Source organism: Cognatishimia activa, from assembly GCF_017798205.1.
Lineage (GTDB): Bacteria > Pseudomonadota > Alphaproteobacteria > Rhodobacterales > Rhodobacteraceae > Cognatishimia > Cognatishimia activa_A.
Genome location: NZ_CP060010.1, coordinates 2842880 through 2869632, shown reverse-complemented (window position 1 = coordinate 2869632; position 26753 = coordinate 2842880). Strand labels below are relative to the sequence as shown.

The window sequence follows — 26753 nt, the reverse complement described above, 5'->3', positions numbered from 1 at the left end:
CTCTAAAGTTTAATGATTTTGATGCTAGAACCTTTGGCGGTCAGAGCGATCTGACCGTCGCAAAGCCGCAGAGCATCCTCGCCAAAGACTTCGCGCCGCCAGCCCGACAAGGCAGGCACATCCCGCTCACCTGACGCCAAGCGGTCCAAATCTGACGTGGGTGCGATTAGTTTAGACGCAACGCCGGATTTTTCAGTCTTGGCCTTCAGCAAAACCCGCAAAAGATCCGCCAAGGCGGGGTTCACCTGCGCCTTGTCCTTGGGGTTCGCCACCTTCGGCATGTCTGATTGCGGGCACTCGATCCCGGCTTTCACGGCCTTAAGGATGCCATCTGCAATCTCGCCCTTGCGCGCCTCGCGCAACAAAAGGCGCGAGCGGCCCAAGTCCGCCAGAGATCCCGGCTTTGTCGAAGCCAGCTCAATCAGCGCATCATCCTTGAACACGCGATTGCGCGGCACATTGCGCTCTTGCGCATAGGATTCCCGGAACTTGGCCAACTCACGCACAATTGCCAGGAACTTCGGCGCGGTCGTCCGTGTTTTGACCCGCTGCCATGCATCTTCTGGCAAGAGCGTGTAGGTGTCCGCCGAGGTCAGCGTCGTGATTTCTTCAGTCACCCAATGTGTGCGGTTGTTTTCCTCAAGCTTGCCCGCGAGGAATTCATAGATTTTGCGTAGATGCGTAACATCCGCCAGCGCATATTTCTTTTGCGCATCTGTCAACGGGCGTCGAGACCAATCGGTGAAGCGGCTGGATTTATCCAGGCTCTGCTTTGCAATCCGGCGCACCAGCGTTTCATAGCCGACCTGTTCACCAAAGCCACAGACCATCGCGGCGACCTGCGTGTCAAACAACGGCTCAGGAAAAACACCCGCTTCAACGAAAAAGATCTCGAGATCCTGACGCGCGGCGTGGAAGACTTTGACCACTGAGGTATCGCGAAACAGCTCGTAAAGCGGCTCAAGCGACATATCTCCCACCAGCGGATCAACCAGAACAGCGTCGTCCCCATCAAAATCCGGCACTGCCATCTGAATGAGACACAACTTGGAATAATAGGTCCGTTCGCGCAGAAATTCCGTGTCGATGGTGACATAGGGCTGGCTGCGCGCCATGTCGCAGAACTGCGCAAGCTCTTCGGTCGTGGTGAGTGTTTTCATAAAGAGGTGATCTTCTTGATTGTCTTGCTCGTCGCCTTATCCACAGACCTACGTGGTCTATGACGAAATTGCAAACAACCTATTCGCTTATGCGTATATCACTCAGCTTTGAGAGAAGCTGCGAACTCACGTAGCACTTTTGGGTAGAGCTGATGCTCTTCTGATAGAACCCGCGCGGCCAGCGTTTCCGCTGTGTCGCCCTCTTGCACAGGCACAGTGGCTTGCCCAAGGATCGGGCCGTCATCCAAGGCGGGCGTCACAAGATGCACCGAGCATCCATGCTCTGTGTCGCCTGCATCCAGCGCCCGTTGATGCGTGTGTAAACCTTTGTATTTCGGCAATAAAGACGGATGAATGTTCAGCATCCGTCCTTCCCAACCGCCGACAAAATCTGCGCCCAGAATGCGCATGAAACCGGCCAGACAGACGATATCAACGTCGGCCTCTCGCAGCACTTTGTCGATGGCCGCCTCAAACCCAGCGCGGTCGCCTTTGAAATCGCGATGATCCACAACTGACGTCGCGACACCCTGTGCGGCAGCCTTCGCGAGGCCACCGGCTGTTGGATCATTGGCCAGAACCAGAACAGGTTCGGCTGCATGACCGGGCTCGGCCATGTCTTCTAGCAGGCGGACCATGTTTGAGCCGCCGCCTGTAATCAGAATAGCAACGCGGAGCGTCAAAGAAGGCTGCCTTGATAGCGCATTGCGCCCTCAGACGTGACCTTGCCGATGGTCACAGGGATCTCGCCGCATTCCGCCAGCGCTTCTTGAACAGAGGTCAGTTGGTCTGGCGCTACAGCAAGGATCATGCCGATGCCGCAGTTGAAGGTCTTGAGCATCTCGGCCTCAGACATGCCACCGGTTTGCGCGAGCCATTGGAAGACGCCGGGCAAAGTCCACGTGGACAGGTCGATCTCTGCGCCCAGCCCTTCTGGCAGAACGCGTGGCAGGTTTTCAGTTAAGCCGCCGCCGGTGATATGCGCCAGTGCATGCACGCCACCGCTGCGGATCGCAGAAAGCGCGGGTTTGACGTAGAGTTTGGTTGGCTTGAGCAGGGACGCGCCCAATGTGCCCTCTTCCCACGGACAATCCGCGTCCCAGCTGAGACCCGAGACTTCAACAAGCTTGCGCACCAGCGAGTAGCCATTGGAATGCACGCCGTTTGAGGCCAGACCCAGAAGGATGTCGCCCTCGGCCACGTCTGTTGGCAGGTCTGTACCGCGTTCCATCGCGCCGACGGAGAAGCCTGCGAGGTCGAAATCGCCGTCCTCGTACATGCCCGGCATTTCAGCCGTCTCACCACCGATCAGCGCGCAGCCGCTGTCTACGCAGCCCTGTGCAATGCCTTCGATGACGCGCGCCGCGGAGTCGGTGTCCAATTTTCCGGTCGCAAAATAATCTAGGAAAAACAGAGGCTCAGCACCCTGACACACCAGATCGTTCACGCACATGGCGACCAGATCGATCCCGACCGTGTCCATATAGCCTGTGTCGATGGCGATGCGCAGCTTGGTACCAACGCCATCCGTTGCCGCTACTAGAATCGGATCGGTGTAGCCCGCGTCCTTAAGGTCAAACAGCGCACCAAAGCCACCCAGACCTGCCATCACACCCGAGCGTTTGGTGCGTTTCGCAGCCGGTTTGATGCGTTCTACAAGGTCGTTGCCCGCGTCAATATCAACGCCCGCATCCGCATAGGTGATGCCGTTTTTGCCAGTGCTCATAAGAGGCCCCTCAGGTGGATCAGCTGCTTTGGGGGTCCAGTAAATCAAACCGCGCGGCCTCGCAAGGCAAAGGGGACGAATTGCGACATTGAGGTTGCCTCAGAGGGTGGATCAGGTATCGATAGGCGCAAGAAGTTAGGCAAAGGCGCGCGCGTGTCACTGATCAAACGCATTCAGGCTTGGGACAGCCGCAAACGGACCGAGGCCAATCGGGCTTTGGTGGCGGATTTCTCGGTCGACGCCGCCGAGCGCTATGTGACCTGGTATGATCACGGGTTTTTCCGGCGCTATTGGTCAAATTTACACCAGATCGCGCCGGGGGTTTATCGGTCGAACTATCCCAACGGGCGACGCTTTCCAAATTTGGCAGAGCTAGGTATCAAAACCATCCTCAACCTGCGTGGTGGCGCTGGTTCGGTGCCCTATTTGCTTGAGGAACACTATTGCCGAGATTACGGCATCACGATGCATACGCTCAATCTGAATGCCCGCTACGCGCCTGATCCAAAAGAGCTTTTGGCGCTGTTGGACCTGTTTGACTCGGTCGAAAAGCCCTTTCTGATGCATTGCAAATCCGGCGCAGACCGCGCGGGGCTCGCTAGTGCGCTGTATCTGATTCACAGCGAGGGAATGTCCGTTGCCGAGGCACAAGCGATGCTTTCGTTTAAGTATCTGCATGTGAATGATCGCAAGACGGGCATCATGGGCCATACCCTGCGCGCCTATGGGAGGGCGCAGGCGCAAACGGGTGTTTCTTTGCGAGACTGGCTTCTGCACGCGTATGACCAAGAGGCCGAGCAAGCGTCCTTTGATGCCGAGCGCAGAAACTAGCACAAAGCGGCATCTGCTCTCTTGACGCGAAAAGCCAATATGATAGCCACTGAAGCACAAGGTAGGGCCTGTAGCTCAATTGGTTAGAGCAGAGCGCTCATAACGCTTTGGTTGCGGGTTCAAGTCCTGCCGGGCCTACCAATATCTTTTTAAATCAAATGATTACGCACCACTTTAAATGTGATGCGCAAACTTTATCCCAGCGCGTAGCCTGCGCCCCGCACCGTGCGTACAGGATCTTCTCCGCCATGCAGACACAAAGCCTTGCGCAGACGGCCGACGTGCACGTCAACAGTTCGGCTATCGACATAGATGTCCCTGCCCCAGACTCGATCCAAAAGCTGTTCGCGGCTCCAAACTCGACCGGGCTTTTCCATGAAGGTCGACAACAGGCGGAACTCTGTTGGGCCAAGCTTCAGGGGATTGTCGCTGCGTGTGACGCGATGGGTTTCGCTGTCCAGAATGATGTCTTCATATTCCAGACGCTGGCCGACAGACGCCGGACGCACGCGCCGCAATTGGCTGCGCACCCGCGCCATCAGTTCCAGCACGGAATAAGGTTTTACCACGTAATCATCCGCGCCGGTTTCCAGACCACGCACGCGGTCAACCTCTTCGGCGCGGGCCGACAGCATGATGACCGGGATCAAGCGTGTATGCGACTTGCTTTTGATGCGACGGCAAATCTCGATACCGGAGATGCCTGGCAACATCCAATCCAGAACGATGATATCTGGCGTTTCTTCTTCGACCAGCAGGATCGCTTCGTCGCCATCCGCAGCGGCAACCACGTCAAACCCTTCAGATTGCAGGTTATATTTTAGAACTTCGCGTTGTGCCGGCTCGTCTTCGACCAGAAGAACCTTTGGGTGATCGTTGGACATAAGTGAGTCCTTTCCTTAGGCGTCTGCGGACTCGTCATCGGCCTCTAGGAAGCCAGTCTTAGGACGGTTGTCTTCTGGCATTTTGCCGGTGACCAGATAGATCACTTGCTCGGCAATGGCTGTTACATGGTCTCCCATGCGCTCGGTGTTTTTCGCGATAAAATGCAAGTGCATACAGGGCGTGATATGGCGTGGATCTTCCATCATGAAGGTCAGGAATTCACGGAACAGCGCGTTGTACATCTGGTCGATGTCATTGTCGCGCTCAAGGATCTCTTGGGCCAGCTCGACGTCGCGTTGGATATAGGCATCCAGCGCGTCTTTCAGCATCAGCTGCACTTCTTTGGCCATGCGACCAAGCGCACGACGAGAGCCCTCGACCGGTGACATATGCACGAGCACTGCATTCCGTTTTGCGAGGTTCTTGGCATAGTCGCCGATACGTTCAAGGTTGCCGGAAATTTTGATGACCGACAGGATCAGACGCAGGTCGATCGCAGTTGGTGAGCGCAGAGCAATCACACGGGCGGCTTCGTCATTGATCAGCTCTTCGAGCGCATCAATCGCGGCATCGCGTTCGCGCACCTTCTCAGACAGCTCTTCGTCGCGTTTGATCAAAGCTTGGCTGGCATCAAGGATCGCCTCTTCGACCAGCCCGCCCATTTTCATGATGTGCGCCTGAATGCCTTCGAGGTCGCGGTCAAAAGAGGATACGATATGGAGATCTTCGGTCATAGCTCTTACCCGATCCGGCCTGTGATGTAGCTTTCTGTGCGCTCATCAGTGGGGTTGGTGAAGATTTTGGAGGTGTCGTCGAACTCGACCAGATTGCCGAGGTGGAAGAAGGCGGTCTTTTGCGACACGCGCGCAGCCTGCTGCATTGAGTGGGTGACGATCACGACGGAATAGCTGGTGCGCAGCTCGTCGATCAGTTCTTCGACTTGCGCGGTTGCGATTGGGTCCAGCGCCGAGCATGGCTCATCCATCAACAGCACTTCAGGTTCAGTCGCAACGGCACGCGCGATACACAGGCGTTGCTGCTGACCGCCAGACAGGCCAGTGCCCGGCGCATCGAGGCGGTCTTTGACCTCATCCCAGATCGCGCCACGACGAAGGGATTTCTCGACGATTTCATCGAGCTCTGCTTTGGAATTCGCGAGGCCGTGGATACGTGGACCATATGCGATATTGTCGTAGATCGACTTCGGGAACGGGTTTGGCTTCTGAAACACCATGCCGACCTTGGCGCGCAACTGCACGGGATCGACCTTTGGGTCGTAGATGTCTTCGCCATCCAGACGGATGTCACCGGTCACGCGACAGATGTCGATCGTGTCGTTCATACGGTTCAGCGTGCGCAGGAAGGTCGACTTGCCACAGCCTGACGGGCCAATAAAGGCCGTGACCTTCTTGTCTTCGATCTCGACGGAAACGTCTTTGATCGCATGGGTGTCGCCGTAATAGACCTGAACCCCAGAGGCTGAGAATTTGATGTTTTTCTGCTCCACAGCGGTCTCCAGATTTGGTGCGTCATACATGAGTTTATCGTCCTTCTGCCGTATTACCAACGGCGCTCGAACCGACGGCGCAGGATGACCGCTACGGTATTCATTGTCACAAGAAAGACGAGGAGGATAATGATGCCTCCCCACGCGCGTTCGTAGAACGCGGGGTCTGCGCGTTTCGCCCACTCATAGATCTGGGCTGGCATAGCCGAGTTCGGGTCCAGAAGGCCCGAGGCCAGGCTGTCCGGTGGGTTGGACGCGATAAAGCCGATCATGCCGATCAACAAGAGCGGTGCGGTTTCACCCAAGGCCTGCGCGAGGCCAATGATTGTACCGGTCAGGATGCCGGGTGCTGCCAATGGCAAAACATGGTGAAAGACCGATTGCATCTTGGAGGCGCCGAGGCCGAGCGCCGCATCGCGGATCGACGGAGGCACGGCTTTGAGCGACGCGCGGGTCGAGATGATGATGGTTGGCAGGGTCATCAGGGTCAGCACGAGGCCACCGACCAATGGGGCCGACTGTGGCAGGTGCATATAGTTGATGAAGACCGCAAGGCCGAGGATACCGAAGACAATCGACGGAACTGCTGCGAGGTTTGAGATGTTCACCTCGATAACGTCGGTCAGCCAGTTCTTAGGTGCGAATTCTTCCAGATAGATCGAAGCTGCGACGCCGATTGGCAGAGCCAGACAAAGAACCACCAGCATCATAAAGAAGGATCCCGCCATGGCGACACCGATCCCGGCGGCCTCTGGTCGTTGGTCAGATGCATCTGCGCCGATGATGAAATCAATGTTGAAGCGCTTCTCAATCACGCCTGCCTCGACCATTTGATCTACGAAATCAAGCTGTTCGACCGACACGTTTTTGTCATTCGCAATACTCTCACGCGTCACGCGCCCCTTTTGATAGCCGTCGATCCGAGAGTTCGCGAGGAAGGTGAATTCAACGGTCTGACCAATGCGTGACACGTCTTCCAGCACAAAGTCGCGCATCTGCGCTGGCGCTGATTTGGACAAAAGCGCACTCATAGATTTGGACTTGAGATCGGTCTCAATGCCCAGCTCTTCGACTTTGGTCTCAAAGGCCGTTTTCAAAAGCGGGGCATAGCCGAAAGTCGAAACTTTCTTGATGTCGGCAATGTCTCGGTTGCCCTTTTTGTCGAGTTTCTTTTCGACAAGCTCGACATCGAGGGTAATGAAGGTCTGTTGAAACGCACCAAAGCCATTGCCAACGATTGTGGTCACAAGGACCACTAGCATCATCAGGCCAGCCGCAATAGCTGCGATCCCATAAGCTTTGAAGCGGGCTTCCGCGGCATTGCGCTTTTTGGTGCGCGCATCCAGCGTGTGGATCGAGGTTTTCACCGCGTTTTCGGGCATGCTTGCGTCGGTCATTCGTATTGTTCCCGATATTTGCGGACGATGTAGAGGGCCAGAACGTTAAGCCCCAGCGTTAGGACAAAGAGGGTCAAGCCAAGGGCGAACGCGACCAGCGTTTCTGGGCTTGCGAAGTCGCCATCGCCAGTCAGCTGGCTGACGATCCGTGTGGTGATTGTTGTGAGCGCTTCCAGAGGGTTACCGGCAAAGCGCGCGATGGCCCCTGCCCCCATCACCACGATCATGGTCTCACCGATGGCGCGCGAGGTGGCCAAAAGAATCGCGCCGACGATACCGGGCAATGCGGCAGGCAGGACCACCTGTTTGATGGTCTCAGACTTGGTGGCACCCAAACCATAGGATCCATCGCGCATCGACTGCGGCACTGCGTTGATAATGTCGTCAGAAAGTGAGCTCACGAATGGGATAAGCATAATGCCCATCACGATGCCCGCAGTTGCAACTGAGCGCGCATCAGTCATCCAGTCGATGCCTAAGTAACCACCGTCTCCGAAGATACGAAGAAGGAATGGGCCAAAGGTCACCAGCGCGAACAGGCCGTAAACGATGGTCGGGATGCCGGCAAGAATCTCAAGCAGAGGCTTGGCGAAGCTGCGCACGGGGCGGGACGCATATTCAGACAGGTAGATCGCAGCAAAAAGGCCAACCGGCACAGCCACCAAGAGTGCGACAAAGGAAATGTAGAGCGTACCCCACAAAAGCGGCAGGATCGAAAGTTCGGAGTCTCCGCGGAAGTTTGGCGCCCAGGTGGAGCCGAAGAAAAAGTCGGTCCAGCTGTGCAGGCCAAAGAAGTTGCGGGTTTCAAATACCATCGACAAAACGATGCCGACGGTTGTCAAAATCGCCAGAGAGGCGGCCGCGATCAACAGAACCAAGACACCGCGTTCCACCGTATTGCGGGCGCGGAAATTCTTGTGGGTCTGAGCAATCGAAAACCCAGCCCCTGCGATGGCGAGGCACAGTACCAAAAGCGTCATGATGACAGATCCAGTTGCCGTCATCGAGCGATAGGATTGCGCGGCCTTCAGAACGCTGTTTTCCACATTTGCCCCAAGCGCGATGCCGACTTCGGCAAGGCGGGCCCGCACGTCGGTAAACTCGGCGCGTAGGTTCTCGGACTGCGATTGGCTCATCAGCCCTTCAGCAACCAAGAGATTAAGCCCCTCGGCGACCCGGCGCACTTCGGACATCACCAGACCAATCGTCGAGCCCTCGGGAATTGCGCTTTCTGGCAAGCCAGATGAGACAACATTGTTGATGATCACACCCTGCAACAAAGTCCAAATGCCAAGCACCAAAAGCGCAGGGACCAGAACTTTCAAAGCGACATTGGTGCCGTAAAAATAAGGAAGAGAATGTAGGTTGCGGCTATCGCCACCCGCTGACTGCAACGCACGCATTCGTCCAACAAAAAAGCCGACCGTCGCAAGAGCAAAGACGATCAGCACGAGCCAAAGTACAGGCATGGATACTCCGTTTGTTTGGATGCGCAGGTGATAACCAACGGCTTTTCGTGAATGAGGACGGCGAGACCGCCGTCCTCGTGATTGCCTTAAGGCAATTACATGTTTGCGCCAAGCACTGCTTCGTCAGCAACCGCTTCTTGGGTTTCTTCCAGCTCTGGATCTGCAACCAGACCATAGGCTGCCAGGGGACCGTCTTCGCCCGCGATTTCGTCAGCTACGAAGAACTCAGCGTATTCTTTTACGCCTGGGATGACGCCGATGTGTGCCTTCTTGATGTAGAAGTACAGTGGGCGGGACACAGGGTATTCACCGGTCGCGATGGATTCGGTGGTAGGAACGATGCCGGACATAGTCGCAACTTGCAGCTTGTCGGTGTTGTTCTCGTAGAAGGCCAGACCAAAGACGCCAACGCCGTCTTTGTTGGATTCGATGGACGCCAGGGTCTCGGTGTAGTCGCCGTCGATGTCGACAGAAACGCCGTCAGTCCGCAGAGCGATACATGCTTTTTCAGCAGCTTTCTTGTCGCCACCGTTTGCCGCTTTGATCACGTCAAATGCGCCAGTTGCTTCACAGCCCGCCAGGATAACTTTGTCTTCAAACACTTCGCGTGTGCCGTGCTTGGTGCCTGGAACGTAAGCTGCCAGAGCTTGTGCAGGGAACGCTGGGTTTACGTCTGCCCAGGTTGCGTTGGTGTTCGGAACGATCTCGCCGTCAACCAGAACGGTGTCCGACAGAGCCAGGAACCAATCGGATGGGGTGAATTCAAAGCTTTCGCCGTTGATGTCGGATGCGAAAACGATGCCGTCATAGCCGATGCGAACTTCGATGATGTCGGTGACACCAGCTTCGGCACAAGCTTTGACTTCTTTGTCTTTGATTTTGCGGGACGCGTTTGCGATGTCGATGGTGTTTTCGCCAACACCTTCACAGAAACGCTTGAGGCCTGCGGAGGATCCGCCGGATTCAACAACTGGGGTCGGGAAGTCGAAGTTTTCACCGAAGGCTTCAGCAACGATGGAAGCATATGGAAGAACGGTAGAAGAACCTGCGACTTGAACTTGATCACGTGCTGCGGCGGAAGTGGCAGCGATGGCAGCAATCGCTACAGCGGACACGGTCAGTTTAACGGACATTTTTTAACTCCTGATTAGGGAAGCTCGTCTATGAGCAACCTGAGCGCGGAAGTAGGCTTGGTTGCTTACGCTTTTGTGACGCTTGTGTAACAGTTTTATGAAGCTGGTCTGGATTTGCTCTACAAATCCAATTTGCCCGTTAATTTTTCGGGAGGATCACCGCAAAAGTGCTGCCTTGCCCCAAGGCACTCTCGATTTTCATGCGGCCACGGTGACGATTCACGATGTGCTTAACAATGGCCAGGCCAAGACCTGTTCCACCCATTTCGCGAGAGCGATGCGAGTCGATGCGGTAAAACCGTTCGGTCAGGCGTGGGATATGCACGGGATCAATGCCAGGCCCATTATCCTTCACTTCGATGCGAACCGCAGGACGGCGTAGAAACGGATCTCGGTCAACAGATTTGAATGTGACATTGACTGCCCCACCGCTGCCGCCATATTTTACAGCGTTCTCGATCAGGTTGGTAAAGACCTGCAACAGCTGGTCTGAGTCACCCAGCACATTGGTCTCAGACTCCAGCCCCTGGACCGAGATCTCGACCTCTTGAGCCTTGGCAACTTCGCAAAGGTTTCGCACGACGGTGTTCACGATGTTTGCAACATCTATGGAATCGGTCGGCCGCATGCGCGCTTCTTCTTCGACGCGGCTTAGGGACAAGAGATCCCCGACAAGGCGGTTCATACGGCTGGCCTCGGCCCCCATGATGCCAAGAAACCGATCTCGCGCGGCTTCGTCATTGCGCGCAGGCCCTTGCAGGGTTTCGATAAAACCAAGCAAGGCAGTCAGCGGTGTTTTCAATTCATGGCTGACGTTGGCGACAAAATCCCGACGGATTTCGCTTGCCTGTTCGACTTCGGTTACATCGCGAAAACAGGCAAGGACGCCTTTTGTCTCTCCGAACTCGACATAGGAACAGGTCACGTCATAACGGATCTCATGCCCTTCATCGGTGTGCAGATACACGGTGGTCTGTGGCTGTCTGGTGCGAATGCATTGCTCGAACGCCGTGCTAAAGCCCGGTTGTCTAAACACCAGAATAAAGGCACGGCGATCTCCGGCGTTGGGTTGCAGGCGAATGGCACGTTCATTGCCCCCCAAAAGACGCGCGTCCGTGCCAATCAAAACGGCTGGCAAAGGGATGGCTTCAAGCAGAGAGTCAATCATGATGGAACGGGTCTGAACGGCAGCGAATGTAACTTGGCGCAAACGTTCAGGATTGTTCTGCAAATGTAAAGGGGGTGGCTTTTGGCGCTAGATTTGCGCAAGCCCCGCCCGGAATCTGCGCATATTTTGCTGGTAGTTCAGTGCCGAGGCACGCAAGCCCTGAATGCCCTGTTCATCCAACTCGCGCACGACTTTGCCCGGAGAGCCCATGACCAGAGACCCATCTGGAATGACTTTGTTTTCCGTGATCAGCGCATTGGCTCCGATAAGGCAATTCTTGCCGATCTTGGCGCCGTTCAGGATCACTGCTCCCATGCCGATCAATGTATTGTCGCCAATCGTGCAGCCATGCAAAAGCGCCTTGTGCCCGATGGTGCAGCCTTCGCCCACGGTCAGCGGATAGCCCATATCTGTGTGCATGATGGTGTTTTCCTGCACGTTAGAGCCCTTGCCGATCACGATCTCTTCGTTATCGCCCCGCAGGGTTGCGCCAAACCAGACCGACACGCCCTCTTGGATCACAATCTTGCCGATGACATTTGCATCTGTTGCGATCCAGCTGTCCTCAGCGACCTGAGGCGAAACACCATCCAGACTATAAATGGTCATTCTTCCACCTCGATAAATTCGTCATGCAGGCCACGAATGAAATCCATCATTCCGGGTTGTTGGGACAGTTTTAAACGCTCGGCTGAAATAATCGCCTTGAGCCGGTCAAAGGTCGCATCCAAATCATCGTTGATTAGAACGTAGTCATAGCCATCCCAATGGCTGATCTCGTCCCAGCTTTTGGCCATGCGTTTTTGAATGACCTCAGAGCTGTCCTGTCCCCGGCTTTCCAGCCGACGGCGCAGTTCCTTGATCGACGGAGGCAAAACGAACACAGACAGCACATGATCCTGCAATGACGAGCGGCTTATCTGCTGTGCACCCTGCCAGTCTACGTCGAACAACACGTCCGAGCCCTGATCAATCGCGGCCTGAACCGGAGCCTTTGGAGAGCCGTAGAAATTGCCAAAGACATGGGCGTGCTCAAGCATGCCGTCTTCGGCGACGGTTTTCTTAAAGGCCTCTTCAGTCAGGAAATGATAGTCCACGCCATCCTGCTCGCCGTCCCTCGGCGCGCGTGTCGTCGCCGAAACAGAGAACTCAATCGTCGTGTCCCATTCGCGCAACCGCTTGGAAAGCGTAGATTTTCCTGCGCCTGAAGGCGAGGACAGGATAATAAGAAGGCCGCGGCGGTTTTGCATGGTCATTCCACATTCTGCACTTGTTCGCGCATCTGGTCGATGACGGTTTTCAGATCAAGGCCGAGGTTGGTCAGCTCAACATTCTGGGCTTTGGAACAGAGAGTATTCGCCTCTCGGTTAAATTCCTGCATCAGGAAGTCGAGCTTTCGCCCAATCGGGCTGCCTTTGGAGATCAGGTCACGCGCGGCTCCGACGTGGGCATTCAACCGGTCGATTTCCTCGGTCACATCGCTTTTCACAACCATCGTCGCCAGTTCCTGCGCGACGCGATTTTCATCCGCACCATCGGAATTTTCTAACACTCGTGCCAGATTTGCCTGCAGTGTGGCCTTCATCTCGTCTTTGCGCGCTTCTGCGATGGTTGCGGATTTCTCCGTCAGATCAGCAATCTCTGAAATCTGATTTTCCAATATTTCCGAGAGGCTTGCGCCCTCTGCCTCACGCATTGATTTAAAGTCAGTGACCAAATCTGGAAGCGTTTTCAAGATCTCTTGGGTCAGAAGTTTGACGTCTTTTTCCTGAGAGGATGCTTCAAACACACCGCGCAACCCAATGATATCGCTTGCCTTTGATGGCGCGAGGGAAATCCCTTGCTGCATCGCCTTATCTTCAATCTTTTCAAGAGCTGCGAGCACGTCCGTCAAATGCGCGTCGTTCAATGCAAAGCCCGAGGCCTCTTCAACCGCCTGTACACGCAACCCCACTGAAATCGACCCGCGGCTCAGCGATTTCGTCAAAACCGCGCGGATGCCCGCCTCTAGCCCTTCGATCCAATCCGGCACGCGAATACGGATGTCGAGCCCCTTGGCGTTCACGCCGCGCATGTCCCAAGTCCATTCGAAACCTTGTCCAGACCCGCTTGCACTGGCGTATCCGGTCATTGAATTCAGCATAAAGAGGCCTTTCGAAGTTCATTTGCAGCATTTAGCGCGATGCACGGGGCTGCTTCAATCTGTATGTCAGTCCAGAGTCAAAAAGGGCGGCTCATAGGAACCGCCCTTCTATAATCTAAATGCTTGGCTCAAACAGCCTGCTTGGCCGCCGCGCCTTCGCGCATGTTGGAGAGTTCTTCGGCCACAAGGAACGCCAATTCCAAGGACTGGCTTGCGTTCAAACGTGGGTCACATGCGGTGTGATAGCGCGAGCCGAGGTCTTCTTCGGATACGTCACGCAAGCCACCGGTGCATTCGGTCACATCTTGACCGGTCATCTCGAAATGGACGCCGCCTGGGATGGTGCCCTCTGCGCCATGTACGCCAAAGAACTCGCGGACCTCACGCAGCACGCTCTCAAATGGGCGCGTTTTATAGCCGGTTGCCGATTTGATCGTGTTGCCGTGCATTGGGTCACAGGACCAAACCACATTCGCGCCCTCTTCTTTCACGGCTTTGATCAGGCGTGGCAGGTGATCCCCGACAGAGCCAGCGCCAAAGCGCGCGATGAGGGTCAGGCGGCCCGCTTCATTCTCTGGGTTCAGTTTTTCCATCAGAACCTTGAGGTCTTCGGCGGTTGTGGTCGGGCCACATTTCAGACCGATCGGGTTCTGAACTCCGCGCAGGAATTCAACATGTGCTCCATCTGGCTGACGTGTACGGTCGCCGATCCAGAGCATGTGGCCAGAGCCAGCCAGCCAATTGCCAGAGGTGGAATCCAGACGTGTCAGCGCTTCTTCATATTCCAGCAACAGACCTTCGTGGCTGGTGTAGAAGTCCACAGAATGAAGCGTATGGGCAGTGTTGCTGTCCACACCGGCCGCGTTCATGAAGTCCAGCGCATCAGAAATGCGGTTCGCCAGGTTGCGGTACTTCTGCGCCTCTTCAGAGGCGGTGAAGCCCAGGGTCCAGGCGTGGACCTGATGCATATCGGCGTATCCACCTTGCGAGAACGCGCGCAACAGGTTCAGCGTTGCGGCGGCTTGCGTGTAGGCCTGCAGCATTTTCTTAGGATCAGGGATCCGCGCCTCGGACGTGAAGTCCAACTCGTTGATGATATCACCACGGTAGCTTGGCAGCTCCACGCCATTCACGGTCTCGGTTGGGGCCGAGCGCGGCTTCGCGAACTGGCCCGCCATACGACCGACTTTGATCACAGGAACTTTGGCACCGAACGTCAGCACCATTGCCATCTGCAACATCACCTTAAACGTGTCACGGATGTGATCTGCAGAGAACTGCGCAAAGCTCTCGGCACAGTCGCCACCTTGCAGCAAAAAGGCCTCGCCGCGAGACGCGGCTGCCAGTTTGGCTTTCAGGCTACGCGCCTCTCCGGCAAAGACCAGCGGCGGATAGCTTGCAAGCTGTTCTTCTACAGAAGTCAGCGCAGATGCATCCGTATACTCAGGCATCTGAACGCGTGGTTTGTTACGCCAGTCAGATTTTTGCCAATTCGCCATTGTCCTTACTCCGGGATTTTCAAAATGTTAGCGCTGCATCTATACTGCGTCGGTACAATAAGCGCCATAGGTCAATTATCTCTCTTGACGCCCGCGGCCCTCCTGCATCATGTGTGTTAATCTTCCAGCAATTCGCGAGATGGTGAGTCCTTTATATGTCGTCTCTTGTCCCAACGATGAATGTCACCCGTAACGGGTCAAAACCGCGCCGGTTCATCTTTGTTTTGATGAATGAATTCACCATGTTGTGCTTTAGTGCTGCGGTGGAAAGCCTGCGGATCGCGAACCGTATGGCAGGCCAAGAAATCTATGAGTGGGTTCTGGCCTCTGAGGACGGAGAGCCAGTGACCTGTTCAGCGGGTGCGACCTTTACCGTCGATATGGCTCTGGACAGCGTGCAGCGTGACGACACGATCTTTTTGTGTGGCGGGGTTAATATCCAGAATTCGACTACACCAAAGATTCTGAACTGGTTGCGCCGTGAGTCTCGCAAAGGCCCAACTGTCGGCGGGCTTTGTACTGCGGGCTATGCGTTGGCCCGCGCAGGCCTGCTTGAGGATCGCCAGGCGACCATACATTGGGAAAACCAGGACGGCTTTACCGAAGAGTTCGAGAACATCGAGCTGACCAAATCCGTCTTTGTGATCGACCGCAATCGCATCACAACCGCAGGTGGAACGGCCTCGATTGACCTGATGCTGAAACTCATTGCCGAGGACTATGACGAAGACCTTGCGAATGCGGTTGCCGATCAGCTGATCTATTCATCCATCCGCACGGACCAAGACACGCAACGTCTGTCGGTTCCATCTCGCATCGGTGTGCGTCACCCGAAACTGTCGATTGTGATCCAGATGATGGAAAACAACATCGAAGACCCGATCAGCCCGTCGATCCTCGCCAAAGATGTGGGCATGTCGACGCGCCAGTTGGAACGGCTGTTCCGCCGCTACCTGAACCGCTCGCCAAAGCGCTATTATATGGAGCTGCGCCTGCAAAAAGCTCGCAACCTGCTGATGCAGACCGATATGAGCGTGATCAACGTGGCCCTGGCCTGTGGATTTGCCTCTCCGAGCCATTTCTCAAAGTGCTATCGCAGCCACTACAACACCACGCCCTATCGCGAGCGTGGGTCTTTGTCAGGGCGTCTGTCGATCTAACGCGAGATTTTGTAGATCGCGCTGCGGTCCTCTGAAATGAACCAGATGCTGCCGTCTGGCCCTTCGCGCACGTCTCGGACCCGCAGGGTATCCATGGTTTTGATTTGTTCGACTTCGGTCTTCTGGTCTCCTGACAGACGCGAGATATAGTCGAACTTGAGCGACCCGATGAATATGTCGCCGCGCCATTCGGGAAACATGTCGCCCTCATAGATCATCAGACCTGACGGAGCCATGGATGGGTCCCAGAAGTGCTCTGGCTGGACCATGCCTAATTTACTAGTGCCTTCTCCTACTGTGGCTCCTGAATAATGGGTGCCATAGGAAATCACAGGCCAACCGTAGTTTTGCCCTTGAACGATCAAGTTCAATTCATCCCCACCCTTTGGGCCATGTTCGACCGCCCAAAGGTCACCTGAATTGCTTATGTCCATGCCTTGCGGGTTGCGGTGACCGTAACTCCAGATTTCAGGTGCATCTTGATCCAGAAATGGATTGTCTTCTGGGATCGAGCCGTCGCGGTTGATCCGGATAATGCTTCCGTTGCTGCGCGACAAATCCTGAGCGGACGGACGGTCACCGCGATCTCCAATCGAAACAAACAGCGTTCCATCGGGGGCTTCAACGACCCGGCTGCCGAAATGGGTTCCGCCTCTGGCACCTTTGGTCATTTTGTAAATCACGCGCAGGTCTTCCAGCATAAGGCTATTAGTATTGAGTTTGGCAACCGCAACACTGGTTCCGATGCCTTCTTCGAGCGCGCCGGCGAAGGTTAGGAAAATTTCCGAACTCGTTTCAAAATCCCGCGCAGGGGCGACGTCAAGCAAACCACCCTGCCCCTGAACCTTAATTTCGGGCAGCCCGGAAATGCGACGCATGCGCTCGCCTTCTTTGTACAAAAACAAGCGTCCGCGTTTTTCGGTGATGATCATCGATCCATCAGGTAGAAACCCAAAGCCCCAAGCCCCGTTAAGGCCGCGTACTTCGCGCGTGATGTTTACAGAACCGATCGAGACCTCGTGGACGCGTGCAGCAAGCGGGGAGCTTAGCAGAATGCAGAGACTGAAAAGCGCTGCGCATAATGAAGACGTGAAACGGCCGATTGCGTTCATTCTCGAATTCCCTCAATCAACTTAATGTAGAGTAACATGCTTCAGACTTCACCTTTGGTAAACTGGAATTTTCGACTTCCTAAAGAGATAGTATCTATTAGCTAAATCGAAAGTCACAACCAAATGACGCTCGAACACGTGACCTTCAGAGTTTGATCAGTGTGTACTGGCTTTTGATCGTGCCTGATCAAGTACGTTGAGCTCAAAGCGCGATTCTGCGCGGCAAACACTTCGATGATTCTTGGTGTATGAAGTGGTCGAAAAGTGTGATTTAGAATTTTGTTCGAAATTTTCTGACTCTATGGAAAAATTCAGAACAATAGATGCCATGCAAATGGGTTTCCTGTGAAATCTACTAAAATAGTGGTCAAAAAGGAAAATCTGGTTGCGGATTGGCAAAATATTTGCGTCACTGCTGCCCATGTCGCCCCGAAGGTCGTGGCAGGTTTTTGCACATTTAGTGTAGACATATTGCAATAAACCCGTAGGTAAGCGACGCAAAATTCTGAAACGGGCCAACAAATGGTCCGATCATGGGAGTGTAAAAATGAAAAAACTACTCACAGCTACGGCTGCAACCGCTCTGCTTGCCAGTGGCGCATTCGCAGGCAGCCATTCTGAGAACATCAAGATCGGTGTTATCCTGGGCTTCACCGGCCCGATTGAATCGCTGACCCCACATATGGCGGCAGGCGCAGAGCTTGCGATGTCCGAAGTCAACGAAAGCGGCGCTCTGCTGGGTGGTGCGACTGTTGAGTCTGTCCGTGCTGACTCCACCTGTATCGATGCAGGTGCGGCGACTGCTGCGGCAGAACGTCTGATCACGGCTGATGGTGTAAAAGGCATCATGGGCGCTGACTGTTCCGGTGTGACCGGCGCGATCCTGAACAACGTGGCGCTTGCAAACGGCGTTGTCATGATCTCTCCATCCGCGACATCCCCAGGCCTGTCCCACAACGACAATGAAGACAACGGCCTGTTCTTCCGCACCGCGCCTTCTGACGCGCGTCAGGGTGTTGTGATGACCGAAGTTCTGATGGAAGAAGGCATCAAAGAAGTCGCGGTCACCTATACCAACAACGACTATGGTAAGGGCCTCGCAGACAGCTTCGTCGCAGCATTCGAAGCAGCGGGCGGTTCTGTGACCATCTCTGCCGCACACGAAGACGGCAAAGCAGACTACTCTGCTGAAGTTGGCGCATTGGCATCTGCAGGCGGCGACCGTCTGGTTGTTGCAGGCTACGTCGACCAAGGTGGCGCGGGCATCATCCGTGCAGCTCTGGACACCGGCGCGTTTGACACGTTCCACTTCCCAGACGGTATGATCGGCCAAGCTCTGCAGGACAACTTCGGTGACGAAATCGAAGGCTCCACCGGTCAACACCCAGGTACCGACAGCCCAGGTGCTGCGAAGTACACCGAGTTGGCAGCAGGCGGCGACTTTGACCCGACCTCTCCATTCTCTCCAGAATCCTATGACGCAGCGGCGCTGATCATGTTGGCGATGCAGGCGGCAGGTTCTTCTGACCCAGCGGCATACAAAGAGAAAGTCATGATGGTGGCAAACGCACCAGGTGAGCTGATCTATCCAGGTGAGCTGGGCAAAGCCCTTGAGATCATCGCAAACGGTGGCGACGTGGACTATGTCGGCGCATCTGCGGTTGAGCTGATCGGCCCAGGTGAATCTGCGGGTAACTACCGCCAGATCGTCATCCAGAACGGCGAAATCACCACTGCAAAATATCGCTAAGATCGTTTGATCTTGTAAATAGGAACAGCCCGGAAATTCCGGGCTGTTCTTTTATAAACTCGACAAATCGCGAGGGGGCTACTCTATGATCGTCGTCGAGGACGTACATAAACATTTCGGCGGGTTTCACGCCGTTGACGGGGCCACAATGACCATTGAGCGGGGCTCGATCACCGGACTGATCGGACCCAATGGTGCCGGAAAAACCACTCTTTTCAATGTGATCGCGGGGGTTCTTGAGCCAACCTCTGGTCGTGTCACAATGGACGGCGAAGACATCACCGGTCTGCCGCCACATACGCTGTTTCACAAAGGCCTGTTGCGCACCTTCCAGATTGCGCATGAGTTTTCTTCGATGACTTGCCGCGAGAACCTGATGATGGTCCCCGGCGGTCAATCAGGTGAAACGCTTTGGAACACATGGTTCGGGCGCAAACGGATTGCCGACGAAGAACGTGCACTGCGAGCTAAGGCCGATGAGGTGCTGGAGTTCCTCACGATTAGCCATATTGCGGATCTTAAGGCGGGTCAGGTCTCTGGCGGTCAGAAAAAGCTTCTGGAGCTTGGCCGCACCATGATGGTCGACGCCAAGATCGTATTCTTGGACGAGGTCGGCGCGGGTGTGAACCGTACGCTGCTCTATACGATTGCGGATGCGATCAAACGTCTGAACGAGGAACGCGGATATACATTCGTCGTAATCGAGCACGACATGGAATTCATCGGTCGACTTTGTGATCCGGTCATTTGTATGGCCGAGGGCAAGGTTCTGGCCGAAGGCACATTGGATGAAATTAAAGCCAATGAGCAGGTGATCGAAGCCTATCTGGGCACCGGTCTTAAGAACAAGGAGGCGGTCGGCGGATGAGCGAACCGTTTTTGATTGGTGATACGATCACCGGCGGGTACGGCAACGGGCCGGATATCCTGCATGAGTGTACGATCTCTGTGAACCCCGGCGAAATTGCCGTGATTGTGGGGCCGAATGGTGCTGGCAAGTCCACAGGCATGAAGGCGCTGTTTGGAATGCTGAACGTGCGCTCGGGCTCTGTGAAACTGGATGGCGAGGATATCACCTCGCTCAGCCCACAGGCACGGGTTGTGAAGGGCATGGGGTTCGTGCCTCAGACCAGCAATATCTTTACATCGATGACCGTTGAGGAAAACCTCGAGATGGGCGCGTTCATTCGCACCGATGACATCAGTGATACGATGGAACAGGTCTATGAGCTCTTCCCGATCCTGCGCGACAAACGCGATCAGGCGGCGGGTGAGCTGTCGGGTGGTCAGCGTCAACAGGTGGCCGTGGGACGCGCGTTGATGACCCAGCCCAAGGTTCTGATGCTTGATGAGCCGACCGCGGGCGTGTCTCCGATTGTGATGGATGAGCTGTTTGACCGGATTATCGAAGTCAGCCGCACAGGCCTGCCGATCCTGATGGTCGAGCAGAACGCCCGTCAGGCGCTTGAGATCGCGGACAAAGGCTATGTCATGGTGCAGGGGCGCAATGCCTATACCGGCACCGGCAAGGAACTTTTGGCCGATCCCGAAGTTCGCAAATCATTCCTCGGAGGCTAAGAGATGGATTTTCTGAACGCCCTCGTGGCACTTTTGAACTTTGTTGTGATCCCGGCGACCGCCTATGGCAGTCAGCTCGCGCTAGGGGCGCTTGGGGTGACGCTGATTTACGGGATCCTGCGGTTCTCGAATTTTGCGCATGGCGACACTATGGCCTTTGGGGCAATGATTGCAGTGCTTCTGACCTTCTGGTTCCAGTCCATCGGGATCAGCTTTGGGCCACTGCCCACGGCGCTCTTGGCCCTGCCCTTCGCGATCCTTGGCTGTATCGCTTTGGTTTTGATCACGGACCGTCTGGTCTATCGGTTTTACCGAGAACAAAAGGCCAAGCCCGTGATCCTCGTGATCGTCTCCATGGGTGTCATGTTCATCATGAACGGCCTTGTGCGCTTTATCATCGGGCCAGATGACCAGAAATTCGCGGATGGTGAGCGTTTCATCATCTCGGTGCGCGAGTTCAAGCAACTGACGGGCCTGCGTGAAGGTCTGGCGATCAAGACGACCCAAGGTATCACCGTTGTTGTGGCTGTGATCGCTGTGGTTTTGCTCTTCTGGTTCCTGAACCGGACGCGCACAGGTAAATCCATGCGGGCCTATTCCGACAACGAAGATCTGGCGCTGCTGTCTGGGATCAACCCAGAACGCGTAGTGCTTTATACGTGGATGATCGTGGCGGCTTTGGCGACGGTTGCGGGCGTGCTTTACGGGCTCGACAAAACCTTTAAGCCGTTTGTCTTCTTCCAGCTTCTGTTGCCGATCTTTGCGGCGGCCATTGTCGGAGGCCTTGGTAACCCGCTGGGTGCCATCGCAGGCGGCTTTGTGATCGCCTTCTCGGAAGTCACAATCACCTATGCTTGGAAAAAGGTCCTCAGGTATCTCTTGCCAGAGAATCTGGAGCCCGACGGATTGGTGCAACTCCTGTCCACCGACTATAAATTCGCAGTCAGCTTTGTGATCCTGATCATCGTGCTGCTGTTCCGTCCAACCGGCCTATTTAAGGGGAAATCGGTATGAGCGAGACAACAAGAAACACCCTTTACTTCGCCCTTGTCGCTGTCCTGTTGATCGGCACGGCAATTTTCCAAAGTGCCAATACAGCGCTGTTCATCCTTAATATGGGTCTGATCTCTGCGATCATGGCTTTGGGTGTGAACCTGCAATGGGGCTTTGCCGGGCTATTTAACGTCGGTGTCATGGGCTTTGTCGCTCTCGGAGGCCTTGCGGTCGCCCTGACCTCTATGCCCCCTGCTCCGGGCGCTTGGGCGTCCTCTGGCGGACCGATGATCGTGCTGGCCTTGGCCTTTGGTGCGGCAACGGTGGCTTTGGCGGTCTATGTGCAAAAGAAGATGGCCGCGGGGCGTGCCAAGATCTTCGCGACCGTTGGGATCCTTGTGGTCGGTTTTTTAATCTATCGCGCGATCTTTGATCCGGCGGTGGGTTTTGTTGAGGCGATCAATCCGGCGAATGCGGGCAATATCGGTGGCCTGAACCCCGGTGGCGTCGAGAACTTCAAGGCGCATGGGTATATGACCATCCTCGGCTGGGGCTTTGGTGGCCTTTTGGCGGCGGGTGCGGCCTGGGTGATCGGTAAAACCGCTCTTGGGTTGCGGTCTGACTATCTGGCGATCGCGACGCTTGGTATTGCAGAAATCATCATCGCCGTGATGAAGAACGAAGACTGGCTGGCGCGCGGTGTGAAGAACATCATCGGTATGCCACGTCCTGTGCCTTACGAGATCGACCTGCAGAACTCTGAGAGCTTTGTAGCCAATGCGAATGCCATCGGGATCGATCCGGTGACGGCGTCGACGCTCTGGGTGAAACTCGGCTATTCGGTTCTCTTCACCATCGTGCTCGTCGTGATCTTCCTCATGGCCCAAGCGGCATTGAAATCCCCTTGGGGCCGCATGATGCGCGCGATCCGCGACAATGAGGTTGCTGCAGAGGCCATGGGCAAAGACGTCACCAACCGCCACCTCCAGATCTTTATTCTCGGCTCTGCGGTCTGTGGCATTGCAGGCGCGATGATGACAACGCTGGACAGCCAGCTGACACCGGGCTCTTACCAGCCTCTGCGCTTCACCTTCCTGATCTGGGTCATGGTGATCGTGGGCGGCTCTGGCAACAACCTTGGTGCGGTTCTGGGTGGCTTTGTGATCTGGTTCTTCTGGGTTCAGGTGGAACCGATTGGCCTGTGGCTGATGCAGTTGATCACCTCGGGCATGGCTGAAGGGTCAGCGCTGAAATCACACTTGATCGATTCCGCGGCGCATATGCGACTGCTGACGATGGGACTGATCCTTCTGCTGGTGCTCAGGTTCAGCCCAAGGGGCCTCATCCCTGAAAAATAATCCTGTCAGTTTGTGACAGTTTAAACGGCTCCCATCTTGGGGGCCGTTTTTCGTTTCGGCAGGAAAATACCCAGATCCTGCGCCCCTTTGCGGCAAACTCTCGCCGCATTGATACGTCATCCTATCCCCTCGAATAGCACATCATACGTGCACGCGATTGTCAGAGGCAGTGATGACGAAGAGGCTGAAAATACAAAGAGATTTACCCACATCAGGTAAAGACCCCTGTTTTATTGAAACCGAAAGGAGCCTAGAAATGCAAAGCAAGCCAGAGCAAACCGCAAGCCAGACTGCGCCCAGCAAAGACGCAAAAAAGGCAGAAAACCAAACCCGCAAAACCGGTCCAGTTTATTCAGATTGGGCGATGATATGACCATGACAGCCCGTTCAGGCGTGTTAGATTGGCGCCATGACTACACCTGTTTCAGCGATCCGCAATCTCGGCCCGGCCTACGAGGCGGCTCTTGCCCGCGTGGGCATAAATTCGGCCGAGGAACTGCGAGCCTTGGGGGCTGACACCGCCTACGAGATGCTTTTGAAAGACGGCCAGCGGCCGCATTTCATTGGCTACTACGTCTTGGTGATGGCCCTTCAGGGACGGCCCTGGAATGACTGTAAGGGCAAAGAGAAAGACGCGCTGAGGGTCAAGTTTGACGCCATGAAAGCGCGGTCTTTTGACAAGGGGCTCGGTGAATTTGAGCGGGTTCTGGATCAGATTGGAGTGATAAAAAAGTCCGCCTGAGGACGCACTCGATGGAATTTCTCGCGTCTACCTAATCTTGCGACGTACCGCCCTAGCGATCTGATCGAATATGGCGCGATCTCCGGACGCTGACGCCACGATCATTCCCCCTTCAAGCGCCGCAACGACCAGAGCGGCAGTATCGCTCGGATCATTTACGCCATGGGCTTTAAAAAGATCCTCGAGCCAGGCTTTATTCATACTAAAAAACAGCTTCGTCCGTTGATTGACGTTTTCAGGAAGACCAATCGCCTCTGCCCCCATGATCGCGCACAGACAGATAGATTCATTCAAAACGAGCGCATCGGAATAGAGAGTGACAAAACCATTCAAAGCGGTCTCGAGGTCGTCGGTATCTATCTCATCCAGCGCCACTTTGAAGCGGTCTGCATAACGCGTAACCAATGCCTCGCCTAAATCCGGTTTGGTCGGGAAATGATAGTGCACACTGGCGCTTTTGATCCCGACATCCTGCGCCAAATCCCGGAAACTCATCTCTGAAAACCCTGCTCCTCGCACGCGCTTTTCAGCAGCGGTCAAGATTTTTTCTTTCATTGTCAGTGACATCACTTGGCTCCACCTATCATGTGATAGGTAGCCATTGACTCTCAATAATGCAAGCCCTAGATTTTCCCTACCTACTGATAGGTTGATGCAGGAAAGGACCTAGTGATGGAGCTTAACGCCGATTTCCAAAAACGCGCTGTCGTTCATTCGGACCGCGAGGATTGGATACCCTCACCAATGAAGGGTGTGGATCGTAGAATGCTGGATCGGATTGGTGATGAGGTCGCGCGAGCGACCACCATCGTACGCTACGCGCCAGGCAGCGCCTTTTCTGCGCATTCCCATGCGGGCGGCGAAGAATTCCTTGTTCTGGATGGTGTTTTTCAGGACGAACACGGTGACTTTCCTACTGGAACCTATGTGCGAAACCCGCCCACCACGTCTCACACGCCAAGTGCAGCTGAGGGTGCCACGATTTTGGTAAAGCTCTGGCAATTTGATCCGAATGATCGCCATCAGATGTCGGTCGATACGACAAGGCAAGACCCTCAATGGATCTCCGAAGGTCGTTCAGAGATCCCTCTTTTCGAAGATGAGCGCGAACGTGTTCGCATTGAACTCTGGGAGCCAGAACAAGCGATCTCTCAAGACCACAAGGGCTTTGAGGCGCTGGTGCTGGAGGGGAGTTTTACCGAAGGTGGTGAAATGTTTGAGAAGAACTCCTGGCTCAGACTTCCTGCCGGTATGCCGCTTGACGCGACGGCCGGTCCTGACGGCGCGCGTCTTTGGATCAAATCCGACCATCTCGCGGTGCCTCCAACCGCTCCAAATCTATAGGCGACCCAGATGACCAATTCACCCCTAGCCCTCGTCGCGGGTGCTGGACCCGGCTTAGGCCAGACCCTGATCTCTGAATTCAGCTCTGGCGGCTTCAACACAATTGGATTGAAACGCAACGTCGTGGGGTCAGAATCCGAGGCGCTTGAAGCGCTCGATTTAACTGATGCCGACCAAGTGCAACGCAAAGTCGGACAGGTGATCGAAACACATGGAACCCCGAAACTGGTGGTACACAATACCGCCAAGCTCGTGATCTCTGACTTTGAGGGCACGACAAACGAAGACTTCGAAAAAACCTGGCGCGCTTTGGTCTTGTCGGCCGTCAATCTCGCCCGCGCCGTGCTGCCTGCGATGGCTGAGACCGGCGGCGGGACATTCATCGTGTCTGGCGCCACGGCCAGCCTGAGGGGTGGTGCGAATTTCGCAGCATTTGCCTCGGCCAAAGCCGGTTTGCGCAGCTTAACTCAGTCCTTGGCACGGGAATACGGTCCAAAGGGCGTCCACATAGCGCATGTCATTTTGGACGGGATAATCGACACCGAGGCCAGCCGAGCACGACATAGTTTGTCACCCGATCGCATGATGAACCCTCAGGATATTGCCTCAGTTTATCTGACACTTGCGCATCAACCAAAGTCCACTTGGACGCATGAATTGGACCTGCGCCCTATGGGGGAATCCTTCTGATGCAAACCGAAGTATTGATTGTTGGAGGCGGCCTTTCTGGCCTCGCCCTTGCGGACAGACTGGCGCAGGACGGAATTGAGTTCATCCTCGTCGAAGCGCAAGACCGGCTAGGCGGGCGCATCCTGACGGAATATATCAAAGGCGGCGCTTTTGATCTTGGCCCGGCGTGGTTCTGGCCAGGACAACCCCGCATGGCCGAAATGGCGTCTCGGTTTAACCTTCCGGTCTTTGAACAATACGCGGCGGGTGATCTGATGTATCAGGATCAATCCGGCCAAGTGCAGCGCGGTCGAGGATATGCATCGATGCAAGGATCCTATCGCCTTGAGGGTGGTATGGGGGCTCTGATTGGTGCGCTCGCGCGGTCTTTGTCGCCCCACAAAGACCGCATATTCCGTGGCTCGCGTTTGACTGACGTATATCACAATGGCGGCCTCCCCTCCGCGCGTGTTCTTCAAAATGACAAGGAAATCAACGTGCAAGCCAAGCAGATCGTGTTGGCGCTGCCTCCGCGTGTCATTGCCGAAACCATCGCCTTTCATCCACAAGTGGAACCATCTCAGATCAAAGCCATGTCAAGCATTCCGACTTGGATGGCGGGACAGGCCAAAATTGTAGCCGTTTACGACGTGCCACATTGGCGAAACGCCGGTCTGTCTGGTGATGCGATGAGTCGTAAAGGGCCCATGGTCGAAATCCACGATGCGTCACCTGCCAAAGGTGGGCCCTACGCCCTTTTCGGTTTTGTGGGCGTCCCTGCCCGTGTGCGGGCTGCTCACCGCGAGGCGTTGCTTGAAGAGGCGCTCAACCAGTTTGTCGCTTTGTTCGGCCCCGATATGGCACATCCAGAGGCGCTGCTTTTACAAGACTGGGCCACATTGCCCGAGATCGCCGGAGATCTCGATAAAACCCCAGCCGCGTATCACCCCGCCTATGGGTTGCCTGATCCACTGCGCCTCCTTGGGCAAAAGGGAATTCACTTTGGCTCGACTGAGACGGCGCGTGGGTTTGGAGGCTTTTTGGAAGGGGCGCTCGAGGCCGCGGAAGCCAGAGCGCAGGACTTGAGAGAGGCCTTAAAAGCAGCGGCTTAAGAGACTTAAGTCTCTGT

At 55.3% G+C, this 26753-nt stretch carries 28 protein-coding genes and 1 tRNA gene; 13 read left to right on the top strand and 16 right to left on the bottom strand.

What is annotated here, in order from left to right; all coding sequences use genetic code 11:
• Window positions 1–2: 2 nt before the first annotated feature.
• The 3 genes from rnd to purM all read right to left on the bottom strand — a co-directional run bounded on the left by rnd (window position 3) and on the right by purM (window position 2886).
• Window positions 3–1160, bottom strand: coding sequence for a ribonuclease D (gene rnd / locus HZ995_RS14165; RefSeq protein ID WP_209356311.1), 1158 nt, complete (start codon window positions 1158–1160; stop codon window positions 3–5).
• Between the two features lie 98 nt (window positions 1161–1258).
• On the bottom strand, window positions 1259–1798 hold the full coding sequence (gene purN, locus HZ995_RS14160) for a phosphoribosylglycinamide formyltransferase (protein WP_245168808.1): 540 nt from the start codon (window positions 1796–1798) through the stop codon (window positions 1259–1261).
• A gap of 41 nt (window positions 1799–1839) precedes the next feature.
• Window positions 1840–2886, bottom strand: coding sequence for a phosphoribosylformylglycinamidine cyclo-ligase (purM, locus tag HZ995_RS14155; RefSeq protein WP_209356309.1), 1047 nt, complete (start codon window positions 2884–2886; stop codon window positions 1840–1842).
• Between the two features lie 153 nt (window positions 2887–3039).
• Between purM and HZ995_RS14150 the strand changes: the two genes are divergently transcribed.
• Complete coding sequence (locus HZ995_RS14150; RefSeq protein ID WP_209356308.1) at window positions 3040–3717, top strand: tyrosine-protein phosphatase; 678 nt, start codon at window positions 3040–3042, stop codon at window positions 3715–3717.
• Between the two features lie 64 nt (window positions 3718–3781).
• Window positions 3782–3858 (top strand) — tRNA-Ile (locus HZ995_RS14145).
• 53 nt (window positions 3859–3911) lie between these two features.
• Here HZ995_RS14145 and phoB read toward each other — a convergent pair.
• From phoB to HZ995_RS14090, 11 genes are all read right to left on the bottom strand, one after another.
• Window positions 3912–4601 (bottom strand): phosphate regulon transcriptional regulator PhoB, encoded by a 690-nt coding sequence (gene phoB, locus HZ995_RS14140; protein WP_209356307.1) that lies wholly within the window; start codon window positions 4599–4601, stop codon window positions 3912–3914.
• 15 nt (window positions 4602–4616) lie between these two features.
• The gene (gene phoU, locus HZ995_RS14135; RefSeq protein ID WP_209356306.1) at window positions 4617–5336 is read right to left on the bottom strand and encodes a phosphate signaling complex protein PhoU; all 720 of its coding nucleotides are present in this window, start codon (window positions 5334–5336) and stop codon (window positions 4617–4619) included.
• A gap of 5 nt (window positions 5337–5341) precedes the next feature.
• Complete coding sequence (pstB, locus tag HZ995_RS14130) at window positions 5342–6139, bottom strand: phosphate ABC transporter ATP-binding protein PstB (protein WP_209356305.1); 798 nt, start codon at window positions 6137–6139, stop codon at window positions 5342–5344.
• A 23-nt stretch (window positions 6140–6162) separates the two neighbouring features.
• Entirely contained in the window at window positions 6163–7506 is a 1344-nt protein-coding gene (gene pstA, locus HZ995_RS14125; RefSeq protein ID WP_209356304.1) for a phosphate ABC transporter permease PstA, read from the bottom strand.
• On the bottom strand, window positions 7503–8975 hold the full coding sequence (gene pstC / locus HZ995_RS14120) for a phosphate ABC transporter permease subunit PstC (RefSeq protein WP_209356303.1): 1473 nt from the start codon (window positions 8973–8975) through the stop codon (window positions 7503–7505). The genes pstA and pstC overlap by 4 nt, the downstream gene beginning before the upstream one ends.
• A 95-nt stretch (window positions 8976–9070) precedes the next feature.
• Window positions 9071–10108, bottom strand: a complete 1038-nt coding sequence (locus HZ995_RS14115) for a substrate-binding domain-containing protein (RefSeq protein WP_209356302.1) — start codon at window positions 10106–10108, stop codon at window positions 9071–9073.
• 139 nt (window positions 10109–10247) lie between these two features.
• Window positions 10248–11276, bottom strand: a complete 1029-nt coding sequence (locus tag HZ995_RS14110) for a sensor histidine kinase (protein ID WP_209356301.1) — start codon at window positions 11274–11276, stop codon at window positions 10248–10250.
• Between the two features lie 87 nt (window positions 11277–11363).
• Window positions 11364–11885: a gamma carbonic anhydrase family protein gene (locus tag HZ995_RS14105; protein ID WP_209356300.1), complete on the bottom strand. Its 522-nt coding sequence runs from the start codon at window positions 11883–11885 to the stop codon at window positions 11364–11366.
• Window positions 11882–12526, bottom strand: coding sequence for a guanylate kinase (gene gmk, locus HZ995_RS14100; protein ID WP_209358279.1), 645 nt, complete (start codon window positions 12524–12526; stop codon window positions 11882–11884). Before gmk ends, HZ995_RS14105 begins: the two co-directional genes overlap by 4 nt.
• Before the next feature lie 2 nt (window positions 12527–12528).
• Complete coding sequence (locus HZ995_RS14095; protein ID WP_209356299.1) at window positions 12529–13407, bottom strand: YicC/YloC family endoribonuclease; 879 nt, start codon at window positions 13405–13407, stop codon at window positions 12529–12531.
• A 140-nt stretch (window positions 13408–13547) separates the two neighbouring features.
• Window positions 13548–14918, bottom strand: a complete 1371-nt coding sequence (locus HZ995_RS14090) for a class II 3-deoxy-7-phosphoheptulonate synthase (protein ID WP_209356298.1) — start codon at window positions 14916–14918, stop codon at window positions 13548–13550.
• Between the two features lie 155 nt (window positions 14919–15073).
• Here HZ995_RS14090 and HZ995_RS14085 point away from each other — a divergent pair, with 155 nt between their 5' ends.
• Complete coding sequence (locus tag HZ995_RS14085) at window positions 15074–16078, top strand: GlxA family transcriptional regulator (RefSeq protein WP_209356297.1); 1005 nt, start codon at window positions 15074–15076, stop codon at window positions 16076–16078.
• Here the strand turns inward: HZ995_RS14085 and HZ995_RS14080 are convergent.
• Entirely contained in the window at window positions 16075–17190 is a 1116-nt protein-coding gene (locus HZ995_RS14080; RefSeq protein ID WP_209356296.1) for a PQQ-dependent sugar dehydrogenase, read from the bottom strand. The two genes, HZ995_RS14085 and HZ995_RS14080, sit on opposite strands and share 4 nt — an antisense overlap.
• Before the next feature lie 547 nt (window positions 17191–17737).
• Between HZ995_RS14080 and HZ995_RS14075 the strand changes: the two genes are divergently transcribed.
• The 7 genes from HZ995_RS14075 (at window position 17738) to HZ995_RS14045 (ending at window position 23611) form a co-directional block, all read left to right on the top strand.
• Complete coding sequence (locus tag HZ995_RS14075) at window positions 17738–18940, top strand: ABC transporter substrate-binding protein (protein ID WP_209356295.1); 1203 nt, start codon at window positions 17738–17740, stop codon at window positions 18938–18940.
• Window positions 18941–19025: 85 nt separating this feature from the next.
• Entirely contained in the window at window positions 19026–19808 is a 783-nt protein-coding gene (locus tag HZ995_RS14070) for an ABC transporter ATP-binding protein (RefSeq protein ID WP_209356294.1), read from the top strand.
• Window positions 19805–20518 carry an ABC transporter ATP-binding protein gene (locus tag HZ995_RS14065; protein WP_209356293.1) on the top strand — a complete coding sequence of 238 codons (714 nt, stop codon included), beginning with the start codon at window positions 19805–19807 and terminating at the stop codon, window positions 20516–20518. The genes HZ995_RS14070 and HZ995_RS14065 overlap by 4 nt, the downstream gene beginning before the upstream one ends.
• 3 nt (window positions 20519–20521) lie before the next feature.
• The gene (locus HZ995_RS14060; protein ID WP_209356292.1) at window positions 20522–21532 is read left to right on the top strand and encodes a branched-chain amino acid ABC transporter permease; all 1011 of its coding nucleotides are present in this window, start codon (window positions 20522–20524) and stop codon (window positions 21530–21532) included.
• A complete protein-coding gene (locus HZ995_RS14055; protein WP_209356291.1) occupies window positions 21529–22869 on the top strand; it encodes a branched-chain amino acid ABC transporter permease in 1341 nt (446 codons plus the stop codon). The genes HZ995_RS14060 and HZ995_RS14055 overlap by 4 nt, the downstream gene beginning before the upstream one ends.
• Before the next feature lie 172 nt (window positions 22870–23041).
• A complete protein-coding gene (locus tag HZ995_RS14050) occupies window positions 23042–23242 on the top strand; it encodes a hypothetical protein (RefSeq protein ID WP_209356290.1) in 201 nt (66 codons plus the stop codon).
• Between the two features lie 36 nt (window positions 23243–23278).
• The gene (locus HZ995_RS14045) at window positions 23279–23611 is read left to right on the top strand and encodes a TfoX/Sxy family DNA transformation protein (RefSeq protein WP_209356289.1); all 333 of its coding nucleotides are present in this window, start codon (window positions 23279–23281) and stop codon (window positions 23609–23611) included.
• Between the two features lie 27 nt (window positions 23612–23638).
• Here the strand turns inward: HZ995_RS14045 and HZ995_RS14040 are convergent, their stop codons facing one another.
• Entirely contained in the window at window positions 23639–24178 is a 540-nt protein-coding gene (locus HZ995_RS14040; RefSeq protein WP_209356288.1) for a TetR/AcrR family transcriptional regulator, read from the bottom strand.
• A 105-nt stretch (window positions 24179–24283) separates the two neighbouring features.
• On the opposite strand from HZ995_RS14040, the gene HZ995_RS14035 reads away from it, so the two are divergent.
• The 3 genes from HZ995_RS14035 to HZ995_RS14025 are packed head-to-tail and all read left to right on the top strand — an operon-like array spanning window position 24284 to window position 26736.
• Window positions 24284–24955: a cupin domain-containing protein gene (locus tag HZ995_RS14035; RefSeq protein WP_209356287.1), complete on the top strand. Its 672-nt coding sequence runs from the start codon at window positions 24284–24286 to the stop codon at window positions 24953–24955.
• Window positions 24956–24964: 9 nt separating this feature from the next.
• A complete protein-coding gene (locus tag HZ995_RS14030) occupies window positions 24965–25645 on the top strand; it encodes an SDR family NAD(P)-dependent oxidoreductase (protein ID WP_209356286.1) in 681 nt (226 codons plus the stop codon).
• Window positions 25645–26736 carry a flavin monoamine oxidase family protein gene (locus HZ995_RS14025; protein ID WP_209356285.1) on the top strand — a complete coding sequence of 364 codons (1092 nt, stop codon included), beginning with the start codon at window positions 25645–25647 and terminating at the stop codon, window positions 26734–26736. Before HZ995_RS14030 ends, HZ995_RS14025 begins: the two co-directional genes overlap by 1 nt.
• The last annotated feature ends 17 nt before the right edge of the window (window positions 26737–26753 follow it).